The 13,927-nt window shown below is 68.4% G+C and carries 16 protein-coding genes and 3 pseudogenes; 11 read left to right on the top strand and 8 right to left on the bottom strand.

The window, feature by feature from the left end:
• Positions 1 to 24 precede the first annotated feature (24 nt).
• The 9 genes and pseudogenes from C7T91_RS38740 (at position 25) to C7T91_RS25960 (ending at position 7,193) form a co-directional block, all read left to right on the top strand.
• The gene (locus C7T91_RS38740) at positions 25 to 471 is read left to right on the top strand and encodes a GyrI-like domain-containing protein (RefSeq protein ID WP_108262585.1); all 447 of its coding nucleotides are present in this window, start codon (positions 25 to 27) and stop codon (positions 469 to 471) included.
• Positions 468 to 653 (top strand): annotated as a pseudogene (pgk, locus tag C7T91_RS25995) (phosphoglycerate kinase); the annotation flags it as partial. The gene C7T91_RS38740 and the pseudogene pgk, both read left to right, overlap by 4 nt.
• Before the next feature lie 13 nt (positions 654 to 666).
• Positions 667 to 1,746: a class II fructose-bisphosphate aldolase gene (gene fba, locus C7T91_RS25990; RefSeq protein WP_108262583.1), complete on the top strand. Its 1,080-nt coding sequence runs from the start codon at positions 667 to 669 to the stop codon at positions 1,744 to 1,746.
• A gap of 22 nt (positions 1,747 to 1,768) precedes the next feature.
• Positions 1,769 to 3,235 (top strand): form I ribulose bisphosphate carboxylase large subunit, encoded by a 1,467-nt coding sequence (locus tag C7T91_RS25985; protein ID WP_201742265.1) that lies wholly within the window; start codon positions 1,769 to 1,771, stop codon positions 3,233 to 3,235.
• 59 nt (positions 3,236 to 3,294) lie between these two features.
• Positions 3,295 to 3,714 (top strand): ribulose bisphosphate carboxylase small subunit, encoded by a 420-nt coding sequence (locus C7T91_RS25980; protein WP_108262581.1) that lies wholly within the window; start codon positions 3,295 to 3,297, stop codon positions 3,712 to 3,714.
• A 173-nt stretch (positions 3,715 to 3,887) separates the two neighbouring features.
• On the top strand, positions 3,888 to 4,829 hold the full coding sequence (gene cbbX, locus C7T91_RS25975) for a CbbX protein (protein WP_108262579.1): 942 nt from the start codon (positions 3,888 to 3,890) through the stop codon (positions 4,827 to 4,829).
• A gap of 10 nt (positions 4,830 to 4,839) precedes the next feature.
• Positions 4,840 to 5,499 (top strand): annotated as a pseudogene (gene rpe / locus C7T91_RS25970) (ribulose-phosphate 3-epimerase); the annotation flags it as partial.
• Positions 5,500 to 5,505: 6 nt separating this feature from the next.
• Positions 5,506 to 5,908: pseudogene (locus tag C7T91_RS25965) on the top strand (hypothetical protein); the annotation flags it as partial.
• A 694-nt stretch (positions 5,909 to 6,602) separates the two neighbouring features.
• A complete protein-coding gene (locus C7T91_RS25960; RefSeq protein ID WP_108262577.1) occupies positions 6,603 to 7,193 on the top strand; it encodes a globin family protein in 591 nt (196 codons plus the stop codon).
• Here the strand turns inward: C7T91_RS25960 and C7T91_RS25955 are convergent.
• The gene (locus tag C7T91_RS25955; RefSeq protein WP_108262575.1) at positions 7,168 to 7,800 is read right to left on the bottom strand and encodes a DnaJ domain-containing protein; all 633 of its coding nucleotides are present in this window, start codon (positions 7,798 to 7,800) and stop codon (positions 7,168 to 7,170) included. The two genes, C7T91_RS25960 and C7T91_RS25955, sit on opposite strands and share 26 nt — an antisense overlap.
• Positions 7,801 to 7,901: 101 nt before the next feature.
• Here C7T91_RS25955 and C7T91_RS25950 point away from each other — a divergent pair, with 101 nt between their 5' ends.
• Entirely contained in the window at positions 7,902 to 8,159 is a 258-nt protein-coding gene (locus C7T91_RS25950) for a BolA family protein (RefSeq protein WP_108262573.1), read from the top strand.
• A gap of 23 nt (positions 8,160 to 8,182) precedes the next feature.
• Here C7T91_RS25950 and C7T91_RS25945 read toward each other — a convergent pair whose 3' ends face one another.
• On the bottom strand, positions 8,183 to 8,458 hold the full coding sequence (locus tag C7T91_RS25945) for a DUF4177 domain-containing protein (RefSeq protein ID WP_236638515.1): 276 nt from the start codon (positions 8,456 to 8,458) through the stop codon (positions 8,183 to 8,185).
• Positions 8,459 to 8,558: 100 nt separating this feature from the next.
• On the opposite strand from C7T91_RS25945, the gene C7T91_RS25940 reads away from it, so the two are divergent.
• Positions 8,559 to 8,924, top strand: a complete 366-nt coding sequence (locus tag C7T91_RS25940; protein WP_108262569.1) for a hypothetical protein — start codon at positions 8,559 to 8,561, stop codon at positions 8,922 to 8,924.
• A gap of 82 nt (positions 8,925 to 9,006) precedes the next feature.
• Here C7T91_RS25940 and C7T91_RS25935 read toward each other — a convergent pair whose 3' ends face one another.
• The 6 genes from C7T91_RS25935 to C7T91_RS25905 form a co-directional block, all read right to left on the bottom strand.
• Positions 9,007 to 9,405 (bottom strand): cysteine hydrolase family protein, encoded by a 399-nt coding sequence (locus C7T91_RS25935; RefSeq protein ID WP_108262567.1) that lies wholly within the window; start codon positions 9,403 to 9,405, stop codon positions 9,007 to 9,009.
• A complete protein-coding gene (locus C7T91_RS25930; RefSeq protein WP_108262565.1) occupies positions 9,402 to 10,415 on the bottom strand; it encodes an ABC transporter ATP-binding protein in 1,014 nt (337 codons plus the stop codon). The genes C7T91_RS25935 and C7T91_RS25930 overlap by 4 nt, the downstream gene beginning before the upstream one ends.
• Positions 10,415 to 11,200 carry an ABC transporter permease gene (locus tag C7T91_RS25925; RefSeq protein ID WP_108262563.1) on the bottom strand — a complete coding sequence of 262 codons (786 nt, stop codon included), beginning with the start codon at positions 11,198 to 11,200 and terminating at the stop codon, positions 10,415 to 10,417. Before C7T91_RS25925 ends, C7T91_RS25930 begins: the two co-directional genes overlap by 1 nt.
• Complete coding sequence (locus tag C7T91_RS25920) at positions 11,197 to 12,060, bottom strand: ABC transporter permease (protein ID WP_108262561.1); 864 nt, start codon at positions 12,058 to 12,060, stop codon at positions 11,197 to 11,199. The genes C7T91_RS25925 and C7T91_RS25920 overlap by 4 nt, the downstream gene beginning before the upstream one ends.
• A gap of 36 nt (positions 12,061 to 12,096) precedes the next feature.
• The gene (locus C7T91_RS25915; protein WP_108262558.1) at positions 12,097 to 13,134 is read right to left on the bottom strand and encodes an ABC transporter substrate-binding protein; all 1,038 of its coding nucleotides are present in this window, start codon (positions 13,132 to 13,134) and stop codon (positions 12,097 to 12,099) included.
• On the bottom strand, positions 13,131 to 13,927 hold a 797-nt coding region (locus tag C7T91_RS25905; RefSeq protein WP_236638514.1), incomplete at its 5' end, for an NAD(P)/FAD-dependent oxidoreductase. The genes C7T91_RS25905 and C7T91_RS25915, both read right to left, overlap by 4 nt.

The raw sequence follows: 13,927 nt of genomic DNA, 5'->3' as shown, positions 1-13,927 counted from the left end.
TTCCGGTGGGCTATATGGAGCCGGATGCAGGGAAACGCAACTCGCCAGCGCGGTTGCGGCGGGTCCGGGAATTGGGCAGCTGCAGAAAATTCGGGCAGCACGGGCGGGCGCGGATGCAGCCGCCATGCCATCCCGGCGTCTCGCCCCGCCGGCGCTGGCCATGGCGGCGGACGGGCCGCAGGAACCGGGGGGAACCGCGCCTGTCCGACCGGAGTGCCCGGAATGTACGATGTCACGATCCGAGACCTGCCAGCGAGGCGGCTGGCCGCCCTGCGTCACCGCGGCGATTGCGCGCTGATCGGCAGCACCTTCGAGCGCGCCCGCCGGGTTTTCGATGCCCGGAGCCTCTGGGCGCCGGGACAGGTGCTGGTGGCGGTCTGCCATGACGACCCCGAGCTTGTGCCGGCGTCCGAACTGTCCGGCCATGCCGGGGTGGCCGTGGAGGGGGAGGCGGTGATTCACGAGCGCTGACCAGGGCGGGCCGCGCGGTCACGGTGGCAGGCGGCGGCGACACGGTCGCGGCGCTGAACGCGGCCAGGGCCACGGACGCATTCACCTATGTCTCCACCGCCGGAGGCGCCTTCCTCGAATGGCTGGAAGGCAGGGATCTGCCCGGGATCGCGGCGCTGAAGACCGCCGACCGGGCTGCATGAGGGAGGACCCCAGATGGCACTAATCACGCTGAGGCAATTGCTGGATCACGCGGCCGAGCACGGCTACGGCGTTCCGGCCTTCAACATCAACAACATGGAACAGGGCCTCGCCATCATGGCCGCGGCCGCCGCCTGCGAGGCGCCGGTGATCCTGCAGGCCAGCCGCGGCGCGCGCAGCTACGCGGGCGACATCATGCTGCGCCACATGGTGACGGCGCTGGCGGAGATGAACCCGGACATCCCCGTCGTCCTGCATCAGGATCACGGCAACAACGACGCGACCTGCCTTTCGGCGATCCGCCACGGCTTCACCTCGGTGATGATGGACGGCTCGCTGGAGGCGGACATGAAGACCCCGGCCTCCTACGCGTACAATGTGGAGATCACCCGGCGCGTGACGGTTGCCGCCCATGCGGTCGGCGCCTCGGTCGAGGGCGAGCTGGGCGTGCTGGGCTCTCTGGAAACCGGCGAGGCGGGCGAGGAGGACGGATCGGGCGCGGTCGGCAAGCTGAGCCATGACCAGCTGCTGACCGATCCGGAGCAGGCCGTCGAGTTCGTGATGGCCACCCGCTGCGACGCGCTGGCCATTGCCTGCGGTACCTCGCACGGCGCCTACAAGTTCACGAGGAAGCCCGACGGCGAGATCCTCGCCATGTCCACCATCGCCGCGATCCACGAGAAGCTGCCCGACACGCATCTGGTGATGCATGGCAGCAGTTCGGTCCCGCAGGAGCTGCAGGACCTGATCAACGCCAATGGCGGCGAGATGCCCCAGACCTACGGCGTGCCCGTCGAAGAGATCGAAAAGGGCATCCGCATGGGCGTGCGCAAGGTGAACATCGACACCGACTGCCGGATGGCGATGACCGGGCAGTTCCGCAAGGTCGCGCAGGAACGGCCCGCCGAGTTCGACCCGCGCAAGTTCCTGATCCCGGCGATGAAGGAGCTGGAGGCGCTCTGCCGCGACCGGTTCGAACGCTTCGGCACCGCCGGGCACGCGAAGACAATCAAGCCCGTCTCGATGGACGAGATGGCCAAGCGATACGCAAGCGGGGCGCTGGACCCCCGCATCACAGCCCAGAAAGCAGCCTGATTTCCAAGGGAGGAACCCCGAGATGAACGACATGAGCCCCCAGACCGTCACCGACGGCAAGAAGCGCTATGCCGCCGGCGTCATGAAATACGCCCAGATGGGCTATTGGGAGCCGGACTACACGCCGAAGGACACCGACGTGATCGCGCTCTTCCGGATCACGCCGCAGGACGGGGTGGACGAGATCGAGGCCGCCGCGGCCGTGGCGGGCGAAAGCTCCACCGCGACCTGGACCGTGGTCTGGACCGACCGGCTGACCAATTGCGACAAGTACCGCGCCAAGGCCTACCGCGTCGATCCCGTGCCGAACGCGCCGGGCGAGTTCTTCGCCTATATCGCCTATGACCTCGACCTGTTCGAGCCGGGCAGCATCGCCAACCTCACTGCCTCGATCATCGGCAATGTCTTCGGCTTCAAGCCGCTGAAGGCCCTGCGCCTCGAGGACATGCGCCTGCCGACCGCCTATGTGAAGACCTTCCAGGGCCCGGCGACCGGCATCGTGGTGGAGCGCGAGCGTCTCAACTGCTATGGCCGTCCGCTCCTCGGTGCCACGGTCAAGCCGAAGCTGGGGCTTTCGGGCCGCAACTACGGCCGCGTGGTCTACGAGGCGCTGAAGGGCGGGCTCGACTTCACCAAGGATGACGAGAACATCAACTCGCAGCCCTTCATGCATTGGCGCGACCGCTTCCTCTACTGCATGGAGGCCGTCAACCGCGCCTCGGCGGCGACCGGCGAGGTCAAGGGCACCTACCTGAACGTCACCGCCGGCACGATGGAGGAGATGTACGCCCGCGCCGAGTTCGCCAAGTCGCTCGGCTCCTGCATCGTCATGATCGACCTGGTGATCGGCTACACCGCGATCCAGTCGATGGCGAAATGGGCGCGCGACAATGACATGATCCTGCACCTGCACCGCGCGGGCCATTCCACCTATACCCGCCAGCGCAGCCACGGCGTCAGCTTCCGCGTCATCGCCAAGTGGATGCGGCTTGCCGGCGTCGACCATCTCCATGCCGGCACGGTCGTGGGCAAGCTCGAGGGCGATCCCGCCACCACCAAGGGCTATTACGACATCTTCCGCGAGGAACATAACCCGATGGCGCTGGAGAACGGCATCTTCTTCGACCAGGACTGGGCCAGCCTCAACAAGATGATGCCGGTCGCCTCGGGCGGCATCCATGCGGGCCAGATGCACCAGCTGCTGACCTATCTGGGCGAAGACGTGGTGCTGCAGTTCGGCGGCGGCACGATCGGCCATCCGCATGGCATCGCGGCAGGCGCCACGGCGAACCGCGTGGCGCTGGAGGCGATGGTCTATGCCCGCAATGCCGGCCGCGACATCTGGAACGAGGGCGAGGACATCCTGCGCGATGCGGCCAAGACCTGCACGCCCCTGAAGCAGGCGCTCGACACCTGGAAGGACGTGACCTTCGACTACGCCTCCACCGACGCGCCGGACTTCGCGCCCACGCCCGAAGTGTCCGCCTGAGCCCTGTCCCGCGCCGGGCGCAGACCCGGCGCCTCCCCCGTTTCCAAAGGAGAATCCCCATGCGCCTCACCCAGGGCACCTTCAGCTTCCTGCCGGATTTCACCGACGAGGACATCCGCCTCCAGGCCCAATACGCCATCGACAAGGGCTGGGCCGTCTCGGTCGAATGGACCGACGATCCGCATCCCCGCAACACCTACTGGGAGATGTGGGGCCACCCGATGTTCGACAACCCGGACGCCGCCGCGGTGGTCTACGAGGTCAACGAATGCCGCAAGGAGCATGGCGGGAAATACATCCGCGTCATCGCCTTCGACGCCTCCCCGGGATGGGAGTCGATCCGCATGTCCTTCATCGTCAACCGCCCCAAGGAGGAACCCGGCTTCCGCCTGGTCCGCCAGGAAGGCGAAGGACGGACCGTGCGCTACACGATCCAGAGCTATTCGGCCGACCGCCCCGAGGGGGCGCGCTACGCCTGATCCCTTGCGCCGGGGCGGGCTCCCGCCCGCGGCAGCTGTCCGTCCTCCAGTCCCAGTGGCGGCTGCCGGTCCGGTTCCCCCTCACGCTCCCCCGGGGACCGGCCCCCGTCCCAAGGACCGCAGCCCGCGCGGCTGCGGTCCCCCTTTCCCCCGAGACCCTGCGAGGCAGACCGATGACCGAGACCGCAGACGACCCCGCCCCCCGCCCCGAGACCGTCGACCTGGCCCGCGCCTTCGAGGACAGCGGCACGGGCGACGTGCTGCGCGAGCTCGACGAGGAGATGATCGGCCTCGCCCCGGTGAAATCCCGCATCCGCGAGACCGCCGCGCTGCTGCTGGTCGACCAGGCGCGGCGGCAGATGGGGCTGGCGACCGAGATGCCCACCCTGCACATGTCCTTCACCGGCAATCCCGGCACCGGCAAGACCACGGTCGCGCTGAAAATGGCGAGCCTGCTGCACCGGCTCGGCTATGTCCGCAAGGGCCACCTGGTCACCGTCACCCGCGACGACCTCGTCGGCCAGTATATCGGCCATACCGCGCCGAAGACCAAGGAAGTTCTGAAGAAGGCGATGGGCGGCGTGCTCTTCATCGACGAGGCCTATTACCTCTACCGTCCCGAGAACGAGCGCGACTACGGCCAGGAGGCGATCGAGATCCTGCTGCAGGTGATGGAGAACAACCGAGACGACTTGGTGGTGATCCTCGCCGGCTATGCCGACCGGATGGACCGGTTCTTCGAAAGCAATCCCGGATTCCGCTCCCGCATCGCCCACCATATCGAGTTCCCGGACTATTCCGACGACGAGCTGCTGCGCATCTCCGAGATCATGTTGGGCGAGCAGAACTACGCCTTTGCGCCGGAGGCCCGCGCCGCCATGGCCGAGTATATCGCGCATCGCCGCCACCAGCCGCATTTCGCCAATGCCCGCTCGATCAGGAACGCGCTCGACCGCGCGCGGCTGCGCCAAGCGAACCGGCTGTTCAGCGAAGCCAGGGGCCCGCTCGGCGCAGAGGAGCTCAGCACCATCACCGAGACCGACCTGCGCGCCAGCCGGGTGTTCCGCGGCGGGCTTGCCACCGACCGTGCCCGCATGGCGCAAGCGGCCGAATGAGGAGACCGCCATGACCATCAAGATCGCCCCCTCCATCCTGTCCGCCGACTTCGCCAATTTCGGCGCGGAAATCCGCGCCATCGAGGCGCAGGGCGCCGACTGGGTCCATGTCGACGTGATGGACGGGCATTTCGTCCCGAACCTGACCTTCGGCCCGCCTGCGGTGAAGGCCTTCCGCCCGCATGTGACGACCGTGATGGATGTCCATCTGATGATCTCGCCGGTGGACGCCTATATCGATGCCTATGCCGAGGCCGGGGCAGATGTGCTGACCGCGCATGTCGAGGCCGGGCCGCATCCGCACCGGACGCTGCAGGCGATCCGCGCTGCCGGAATGAAGGCCGGGCTCGCGCTCAATCCCGGCACGCCGGCCGAGGCGGCCGAGCATCTGCTGGAGCTCTGCGACCTTGTCTGCGTGATGACCGTCAATCCCGGCTTCGGCGGCCAGAAATTCATCGACATGACCGGCAAGGTCCGGCGGCTGCGCCAGATGATCGGCGACCGCCCGGTCGAGATCGAGATCGACGGCGGCGTCGATCCCGTCACCGCGCCGCTGCTGGCGGAGGCCGGGGCCGATGTGCTGGTGGCGGGCTCCGCCGTGTTCCGCGGCGGCTCGGTGGACAGCCCGGAGGTCTATGGCCGGAACATCGCCGCGATCCGCGCGGCAGCCACCGCTGCCTCCGGCACCCGCCGGTGCCACTCGGCGATCCCGGCGCGCGGCGGCACTCCCATCCGCAGGAGCGGGCGTTTCCGGAAGGAGGACCGCCCCGCCGCCCTGGCCCGCAGCGACATCTTGCGGGCGCCTCGGCCGCGTTCGATCTCGACGGTGCCACTGGCGCTACGGTTCCGGCTCGTTCGGCAAGCGATGGTCCGGCGACCATGTCCGCAGCCGGAGCGGCGCCGGGAGGAAAGGCCTCAGGTCCTTCGGAGAACGGATCGCTCCGAGGGACCCCGACCGCCAGACCGCCAAGATCCACATCCGCACCCGCATCATTCGCGGCTGCGATCCGACCGAGGACGCGTGCCGTCCAGTCTTGAACCGTCTCGACGCCCCCGCACTGCCGAGATCGAACGCATGACCTTAGCCCAGCTGGGAAAAGGGGCATCCTGTCCCGACGCTGACGTCTGCAACAATGCCCCGTCGATGCCCCATTGTCCCCCAGCAGATGCAAAGGCCCATTTGGAATGGCCCTGTCCAAGGTCATCTGGCGCCGGGACAGGGGGCTGAAGTCCCGGACGCACCAACCCAGCCAGGACAGAGCCGGCAGACTTTCCAAGAAGCCGTTCGCCACGGGCGGGCCGATGTGGCGCTACGCTGGATCGATCTGGCGGAGCGGCAGGCCAAAGAGGCCCTCGAGGGCGAGGCCGACTGGATCGCAGCGTCGCCATGGGACTGCTGGCGGCCACGTCGGCCGGACAGTGCGGCGTGCCGCGGCAGGGAAGGATCGAACCGGACGGCCAGAGACCCTCCCTGCCGCAGCGCCCGATAACAGCTTGTCCAGCTGGCCGTCACGCGCGCCGTCTTGGGAGGCTGCCCATGCTGCGCAGCCGGCATGCTGGATTTGCCAGGTGCAGCCCCTTGGATTTGCGCGCACCGCCGCTCCTTGCGGTCCAGCTGGCCCGCGCCGCAGGCCGTCCGGCAAGCGTCCGCCCCCGGAGCCGGGCGGCCCGCCGCGGGGCTGAAACAAATGAAACCCCGGCCCCGGCATCCGGACACAAGCCGGAAAAGCGCAGGACCCATGGTGGCACCATCAGCAATTGGAGGATGCCACGATGGCCCTGAGCCAAGACGATATCCGCGAAATCCGCGCCACCTGGGAGGTGCTTGCCCAGGACGCGCCCGGCTTGGCCGCCGATTTCTACGCCGAGCTTTTCCGCACCGACCCCGCGCTCCGGCCGATGTTTCCCGCCGAGCTTGCCGGGCAGGGCCGCAAGCTCGGCGCCGCGATCGGCCTGGTGGTGCAGCACGCCCATGACCTTGCGCCGGTGCTCGGCCCGCTCGGCGCGATGGGCGGCGCGCCGGTCACCGACCGCAACACGGCGTTCGCCGCACCGGCCGGGCTGGCCAGCGCCGCCACGGGCATGCTGGTCCGCATGCGGGCGCTGCATGTCGCCATGGTGCATCTGAAGGGAGAGATCGAGGTTGACGCGCAGGCGACCGGCCAGGCGGGGTCGGGGACGCGCATCCATGTCCCGGTCACGGCGGTTGCCTTCTCGGACGGGCTGACGATTCCCTTCGCCGGATATTCGAAAACGGTGTACCTGCCGCGCGCAACCGGTGCGCTGCGGCTGGACCTGCCCGCCGCGCTGTGGAGCTGCGCGGCGGTGCCGGAGGCCGTCAGCGGAAGCTGCGGCTCTCCTTGATCTGGTCCCAGGCCCAGACGACTTCCTGCAGCCGTTCCTCGTCGGAGCGGTCGCCGCCGTTCATGTCGGGGTGCAGAACCTTGATCAGCGACTTGTACTGCTTGCGGATCTCGACCTTGGTCCAAGTGTCCTTGGCTTCGAGGATCTCCAGCGCCCGGCGCTCGGTCGGCGGCAGGCGGCGGGTGCCCGAGGACGGATCGCCCTTGCCGGGGTTGCGCGTGGCGTTCTCGCCCAGCACCTGATGCGCGTCGTCGATCCCGAGCCGCGCCCAGGCGCGTTCCTCGACGGTCTTGCGGAACGGCTTGGTCTCGCGGCCCCAGACCTTGTCCTGCTCCATCTGCTGGTTCATCTCGGCTTCGGTCGTGCCGTTGAAGAAGTTCCACTTCAGGTTGTATTCGCGGACATGGTCCTTGCAGAACCAGAAGAAATCGTCGAGCGCGTCGGGGCTCTTCGGCGCGCGGTATTTGCCGGCTTCCTCGCAGCCCTCGTGCTCGCAGACGCGCTGCGAGGTGTCGAAGGCGCCGGACATGCCGCGGCGGCCCCGGACGCGCTTCTTCTTGGCGGAAGACACGGACATGTCGAACCCGAAGGGATCTTCCTTGGCCATCAGAGTCACCTTTTCTTTAGGACCACAGCACGGTAGCAATTCGAAACAGGCGGGAATTCTAGCGTTTAATTCGCCGAGCGGAAGAGGGGCAGGAACAAAAAATGGGTATTGCGGACCAGATTCGGGCGCGTCTGACGGAGGCCTTCGAGCCGGTCGAGCTGACCGTCGTCAACGAAAGCCACATGCATGCAGGCCATGCCGGGGATGATGGCTCGGGCGAGAGCCATTTCCGCGTTGCCATCGCCGCGCCCGCCTTCGGCGAGATGACGCGCGTCGGTCGCGAGCGGGCGATTCACAAGGCCCTGGGCAAGGACCTCATGGGCGCGATCCACGCGCTCGCGCTCGAGATCCGGGCCTGAGCGCGGCGCAGGGCGGGCAGGGATCAGTCCGCGCCGGGGCTCTCCGGCAGGGCCGCAGGGGCGGTCCCCGCGGCAGGGCGGCGGAAGATCAGCACGTTGACATAGACCGTGCGGCTGCCGGTCAGGCCCTGCTTTTCCTGGCTGGGCAGCACTTCGGCGCGCTGGAACTCCCAGCCCTCGGACGATTGCGCGTTCAGCACCTCGGCCAGCGCTGCGGCATAGCGGGCATCGGGCGTCTTGGCGCCCCTGGCCTTCTGGCCGCGCTCGGGTGCGGGGATGACGTGGTATTCGTAGCTCATCAGGGACCCTCCGTTCCGGTTCCGCGTTACTTCCCCGGAACCGTGCCGTCAAAGTCCCACGTTAACCACGGAGAAACACTGTGACGCTTAGCTCCTGCCCATGTCCCGTCTAGAACTCGTCCTCCTCTGCCTCTGTCTCGGCGCCTGCACGGCGGATCTGCCGGGGCCCGACCCGCTGACCATGGCGGGGCTCGACAATGCCGGATACGAACTGATCCGCGACGGCGCCCGCTTCCAGGAGGCGGTGGTCGGCGAACGGCTCTCGGGCGACGGCTACCGCGCCCGGGTGGAACCGGACGGCACCGTGTCGGGCCTCTATGCCGGGGAGCAGTTCCGCGGCGTCTGGGTCTTCACCGGCGAGGGCCGGTACTGCCAGAGCCTGACGCCTGCGCTGTCGGGACCGACGGCCTCCTGCTACTGGGTGGCGGTCCGCGAAGGCGAAATCCGGCTGATTCCGGCGCGCTGAGCCGGTCTGCGCACCGCAGGCAGGATGCGCCCCGGCCTGGAGCGGGGCCCCGGCCGGCCGGCTGCGGTTGCGGCGGCTTCCATCAGCGGCCGGTCTCCGGAACTTCCAAGACCAAGCGCTGCCGGAGCGCAAACGGCGATGTCCTGCCTTGCGGCGGACCGCAAGGGCGGGGCGGTGCGGCTTCGCGCCACTTGGCGAAGCGCTGGCCCGCCACGCTCGGTCGCCCCTGCCAGCGGGGGTCCAGGTCCCAGAGCCCGGCATGGGCCGGGTCCACTGCGAAGGACCAGCGGTCATAATAGGGCCGCCAGGCGCCCTGCGGTTCGCCGGGCGGCTGGAACCGGGTGAAGAGCACCCGGTCGCCATAGGCCTCGACCAGCGCCCCGACCCGCCCGGCCACCGCGTCATAGCCCGGCGTGCACCAGGGGCTGTCGGGATGGCCGAAGCCCGGCTGCATGTCGATGACGAGCAGCCAGCTGCTCATGCCGGGACGGCCAGCGTGTCGGAGGGATCCCAGCTCAGCCAGACCTCGCCGCCGCCGGGCAGCTCGGGGATGTCGCGGTCGCGCGCCACGAGCTTCCACTGCGTGCCCGCGACATCGACGAGGCAGGTCGCCATCGCCCCGGCGAAGACCCGCTGCAGCAGCCGGCCTTTCACCGCATTGCGTCCCTCGCCCGGTGCTTGGGCCGAGATCGACAGCATTTCGGGACGGGTGGCGAAGCGGCGTCCCGCGGCCGCGCCGGGCAGCGCCAAGCCGGGCAGCGCCGCTTCGGGCAGCCAATTGGCCTCGCCGAGAAAGCCTGCGGCAAAGGCATCGACCGGCCGGTCATAGACCTCGCGCGGCGGGCCCGCCTGGACGATGCGCCCGTCCTTCAGGATGCCGATCCGGTCCGACAGCGTCAGCGCCTCCTCCTGGTCATGGGTGACGAAGATGGTGGTGATGCCGATCTCGCGCTGGATGCGCTTCAGCTCGATCTGCATGTCGACCCTGAGCGTCTTGTCGAGCGCCGAGAGCGGCTCGTCGAGAAGCAGCACCCTAGGATTGGTGACGATGGCGCGGGCGAGCGCGACGCGCTGGCGCTGGCCGCCCGAAAGCTGCGAGGGCCGCCGGTCCGCCAGATGCCCGAGCTGGACGAGCTCCAGCGCCTCGGCGATGCGCCGCTTCTCCTCGGCTGCCGGAACCTTGCGGACGCGCAGGCCGAAGCCCACGTTGTCGGCCACGGTCATGTTGGGGAAGAGCGCGTAGTTCTGGAACATCATGCCGATGTCGCGCTTCTCCACGGGCACCTTCTCGACATTCTGCTCGCCGATCCGGATCGTGCCGCTTTCGGGGAAGTAGAACCCGGCGATGGTCCGCAGCAGCGTGGTCTTGCCCGAGCCCGAGGGGCCGAGAAGGGCGAAGAACCCGCCATCCTCGAAGGTGATCGACACATCGTCCAGCGCGGTGGCATGGCCGAATTTCTTGGTCACGTTGGCAACGTCGACGCGGGACATCAGCGGGACCCTCCGAACTTGGAATAGCGGGTGGCGAGGAACATGACCGCCATGGAGACGGTGACGATGATGGTGGAGATCGCGTTGATCTCGGGGGTGAAGCCCTTGCGGATCGCGGTGTAGATCAGCACCGGCAGGGTGCTGTCGCCGGGCTCGGACAGGAAGTAGCTGACCACGAACTGGTCGAAGCTGACGGCGAAGGCGAAGAGCGCCCCCGCGACGACCCCCGGCGCGATCCAGGGCAGGGTGACGCGGCGCAGCACCGTCCAGGCATCGGCGCCCATCGAGCGCGCGGCCTCCTCCAGCGTGACGTCGAAGCTCGAGAGCCGCGCCGAGACCGTGACGATGACATACGGCAGAGCCAGCGCGACATGGCCGATCAGCACCGCGGGCGTGCCGCGGCCGATGCCGACGGCGAAGAAGAAGACCAGCATCGCCGTGCCGGTGATCAGCCACGGAATCGCGATCGGCGGGAACAGCAGCACCTGCAGGATGCGCTTGCCGGGGAAGTCGTAGCGGAAGAGCGCGACCGAGGCGGCGGTGCCCAGCACCGTCGCCACCACCGTGGTGGCGCAGGCGATCAGGACCGAGCGGATGGCGGCGGTGATGATCTGCTGGTTCCCGGCCATCTTGGCATACCAGGTGGTCGAGAACTCGAAGGGAAGCTGGTAGAAGGGCGAGGCGTTGAAGGACATCGCCGCCATGACGAGGATCGGCGCGTAGAGGAAGACGAGGATCAGCGCCAGCCAGATCCGGCCGAGGAGGACGAGCGGGGAACGGGTCATGTCTGCGCCCTCTTCAGCACGGGGCTCGCGGCGGCGAGGATGGCGATGACGACTGCAAGCAGGATGAAGGACAGCGCTGCACCGAGCGGCCAGTTGTAGACGGCGACGAACTGGTCCTCGATCACCGTGCCGTAATAGGTGCCCATGCGGCCGCCGAGGATGCGCGGCTCCATGAAGGATCCGACGACGGGCACGAAGACCAGCACCGCGCCGGCCAGCAGGCCCGGCAGCGACAAGGGCAGCAGGATGCGGCGCAGGATGGTCAGCTTCGAGGCGCCCATCGAGCGGGCCGCGTCGATCAGGTCGTCATCCACCGCCTGCAGCGCCAGATACGAGGTCAGGATCACGTAGGGCAGGTAGCTGTGCACCAGCCCGATAACCACCGCGTCGGTGGTGAACATCAGGTTCAGCCGCACGTCGAAGGGCAGAAGCCAGTTCACCGCGCGCTCGAGCACGCCGTTGCCCCGGAGCACGATTGCCCAGGAGAAGATCCGCACCAGCGAGTTCGACCAGAAGGGCAGGATGACCATCAGGAACAGCGCCTCGCGGGACCGTCCCTTGATCGATTTCGCCAGCACCAGAGCGCAGGGATAGCCGATCAGGATGCAGAAGCCGGTGACGGTGAAGGCCAGGGTCAGCGATTTCCGCAGCAGCGTGGCATAGGTCGGGTTCGTCAGGAACTCCGCATAGTTGCCTAGGGTGACGCCCCAGTCCGGGGCGTCCTGCGGCATGTCGGTAAGGAAGCTGAAGAACAGCATGGCCGAAAGCGGCAGGAAGACCGCCACCGTGAGCCAAAGATAGGCCGGGGAGAGCAGGGTGAACAGCCGCCTGCGCTCTGCCGGGGTTTCGAGGTCTGCCATGCGGGCCTCCGTTTCCGAGTGGTGCCGCTTCCGGGCTTACTGGACGGCCTTCAGGGCCTGCCAGATCTCGAGGTATTCGCGGCGGGTCCCGTCGTCGATCGGCGCCTGGAACTGGACGCGGGCGGCGACTTCGGGATCGCCCAGGACGCGGCGGTTGAAGGCGCTTTCGTCCAGGGCCGCCGCAGCTTCGCCATTGGCAGAGGCCGGCGCGCCCTCGGCATCCCAGCCGACATAGAATTCCGGGTCGATCATCCAGTCGATGAACTGGAGTGCAGCTTCCTTGTGCTCCGAGCTGGCCGGAACGGCGAGGCTGTCGAGCCAGCCGATCGCGCCTTCCTTCGGCACCACGAATTCCACCGGCAGGCCCATCGCCGCCGAGCGGGCCGCCGAGCCGGACCAGTAGGTGGAGACGTCGAACTCGCCCGCCGCCATGAACTGGTTCCAGTCGTTTTCGCTGCCCCAGAAGGTGCGCAGCTGCGGCAGCAGCGCCTCGAGCTTGGCACGGACCGCCTCGAGGTCCCGGATGTCGTTGATGTCCTGTCCTGTCGCCAGGGCGCCGATCTGCATCGCCTCGACCGCATCGTCGCGCACCGAGACGCGGCCTTCGTGCGCCGGGTCCCAGAGCACCTCCAGCGTGTCGGGGACGGTGTCGAAGGCCTGTGTGTTGACCGCGAAGGAGGTCACGCCCCAAGTCCAGGGCACGCCATGGAGCGCACCGCCTTCGTTGAGCATCGCGCTGCCGGCGAACTCGGCCGGAATGCCGACGAAGTTCTCCAGTCCGGCCGGGTCGATCGGCGACAGCAGCCCTTCCGCGGTAGCCTGCGGGTTGTAGATGGCGTTCACCAGCACGACGTCATAGGCGCCGGGATTGGTGCGCATCTTGGTCAGCATCTCCTGCTCGGAATTGAAGTACTCGTGCACGACCGTATGGCCGGTGGCCTCCTCGAAGGCCTTCACGGCCCAGTCGATGTCGGTGCCGTAGCCCTGCCAGTTGAGCACCCGGATCTCGTCGGCCAGCGCGCCGGACGCGGCCAGTGCGGCGGCGGAGAGGGAAAGAAGGAAGGCGGATTTCATGTCGGTCTCCTTGTCGGTGTGGTCGGGGCTCTGACGGCCCTCTTGGTGTTGGGGTTCAGCCGGCCAGGTGGCGCAGCACCTCGGCGCGGGCGGGCGGCGTGGCCGGCCCCTCGCGCGTGGTCGAAAGGGCGGCGGCGACATTGGCGTAGCGCGGCCAGCATCAGCCCCAGCCCCTTGCGCAGGTAGCGGTGGCCGCGCAGCGCGCCCGCCAGATGCGGCAGCGCGGCCTGCATCCGGCCCTTCGGCGTGGTGTCGACCACGGCGACGGGCCGGATGCCCGCGTCGATCATCTGCTTGGCGACCAGCCACAGCAGCGGACCGGAACCGGCGAGGATGGCGTCCTCCTCGACGATGCCCGCGGATTTCAGCAGGATCTGCAGCGCGCCGACGGTGGTCACGCCGGGCTTGGTCCAGCCCGGGACCGGGCAGGGCCGCTCCACTGCTCCGGTCGCGGCCAGAACATATTGCGCGCGCAGCTGCGTCGAGCCGCCGTCACGCGAGATGTCGAGCACCCGGTCGGTCGAGATGTTCCAGACCATGCTGCGCGGCAGGTAGGTCAGGGCGCCGCTGCGCACGGCTTCGGCCAGCGGGCCGCCCGCCGCGTAATCCGGGCCCAGCACCTTGCGTCGCGCGGGCGTTGCGGTCTCGATGTCGCGGTAGATCTGGCCGCCGGGGGCCTCGCCCTCGTCGAGGAGGACGACCGAGAGCCCTGCTTTCGCGGCGGTCGCAGCGGCGGCCATGCCGGCCGGGCCTGCGCCGATCACGGCCAGGTCCCAGAGCTTCGGCGCGGTTG

The sequence above is a fragment of the Mangrovicoccus ximenensis genome, assembly GCF_003056725.1.
GTDB classification, from domain to species: Bacteria; Pseudomonadota; Alphaproteobacteria; order Rhodobacterales; family Rhodobacteraceae; genus Mangrovicoccus; species Mangrovicoccus ximenensis.
The sequence above is the reverse complement of the archived record's forward strand: the minus strand, read 5'-3'. Positions and strand labels throughout refer to the sequence as shown.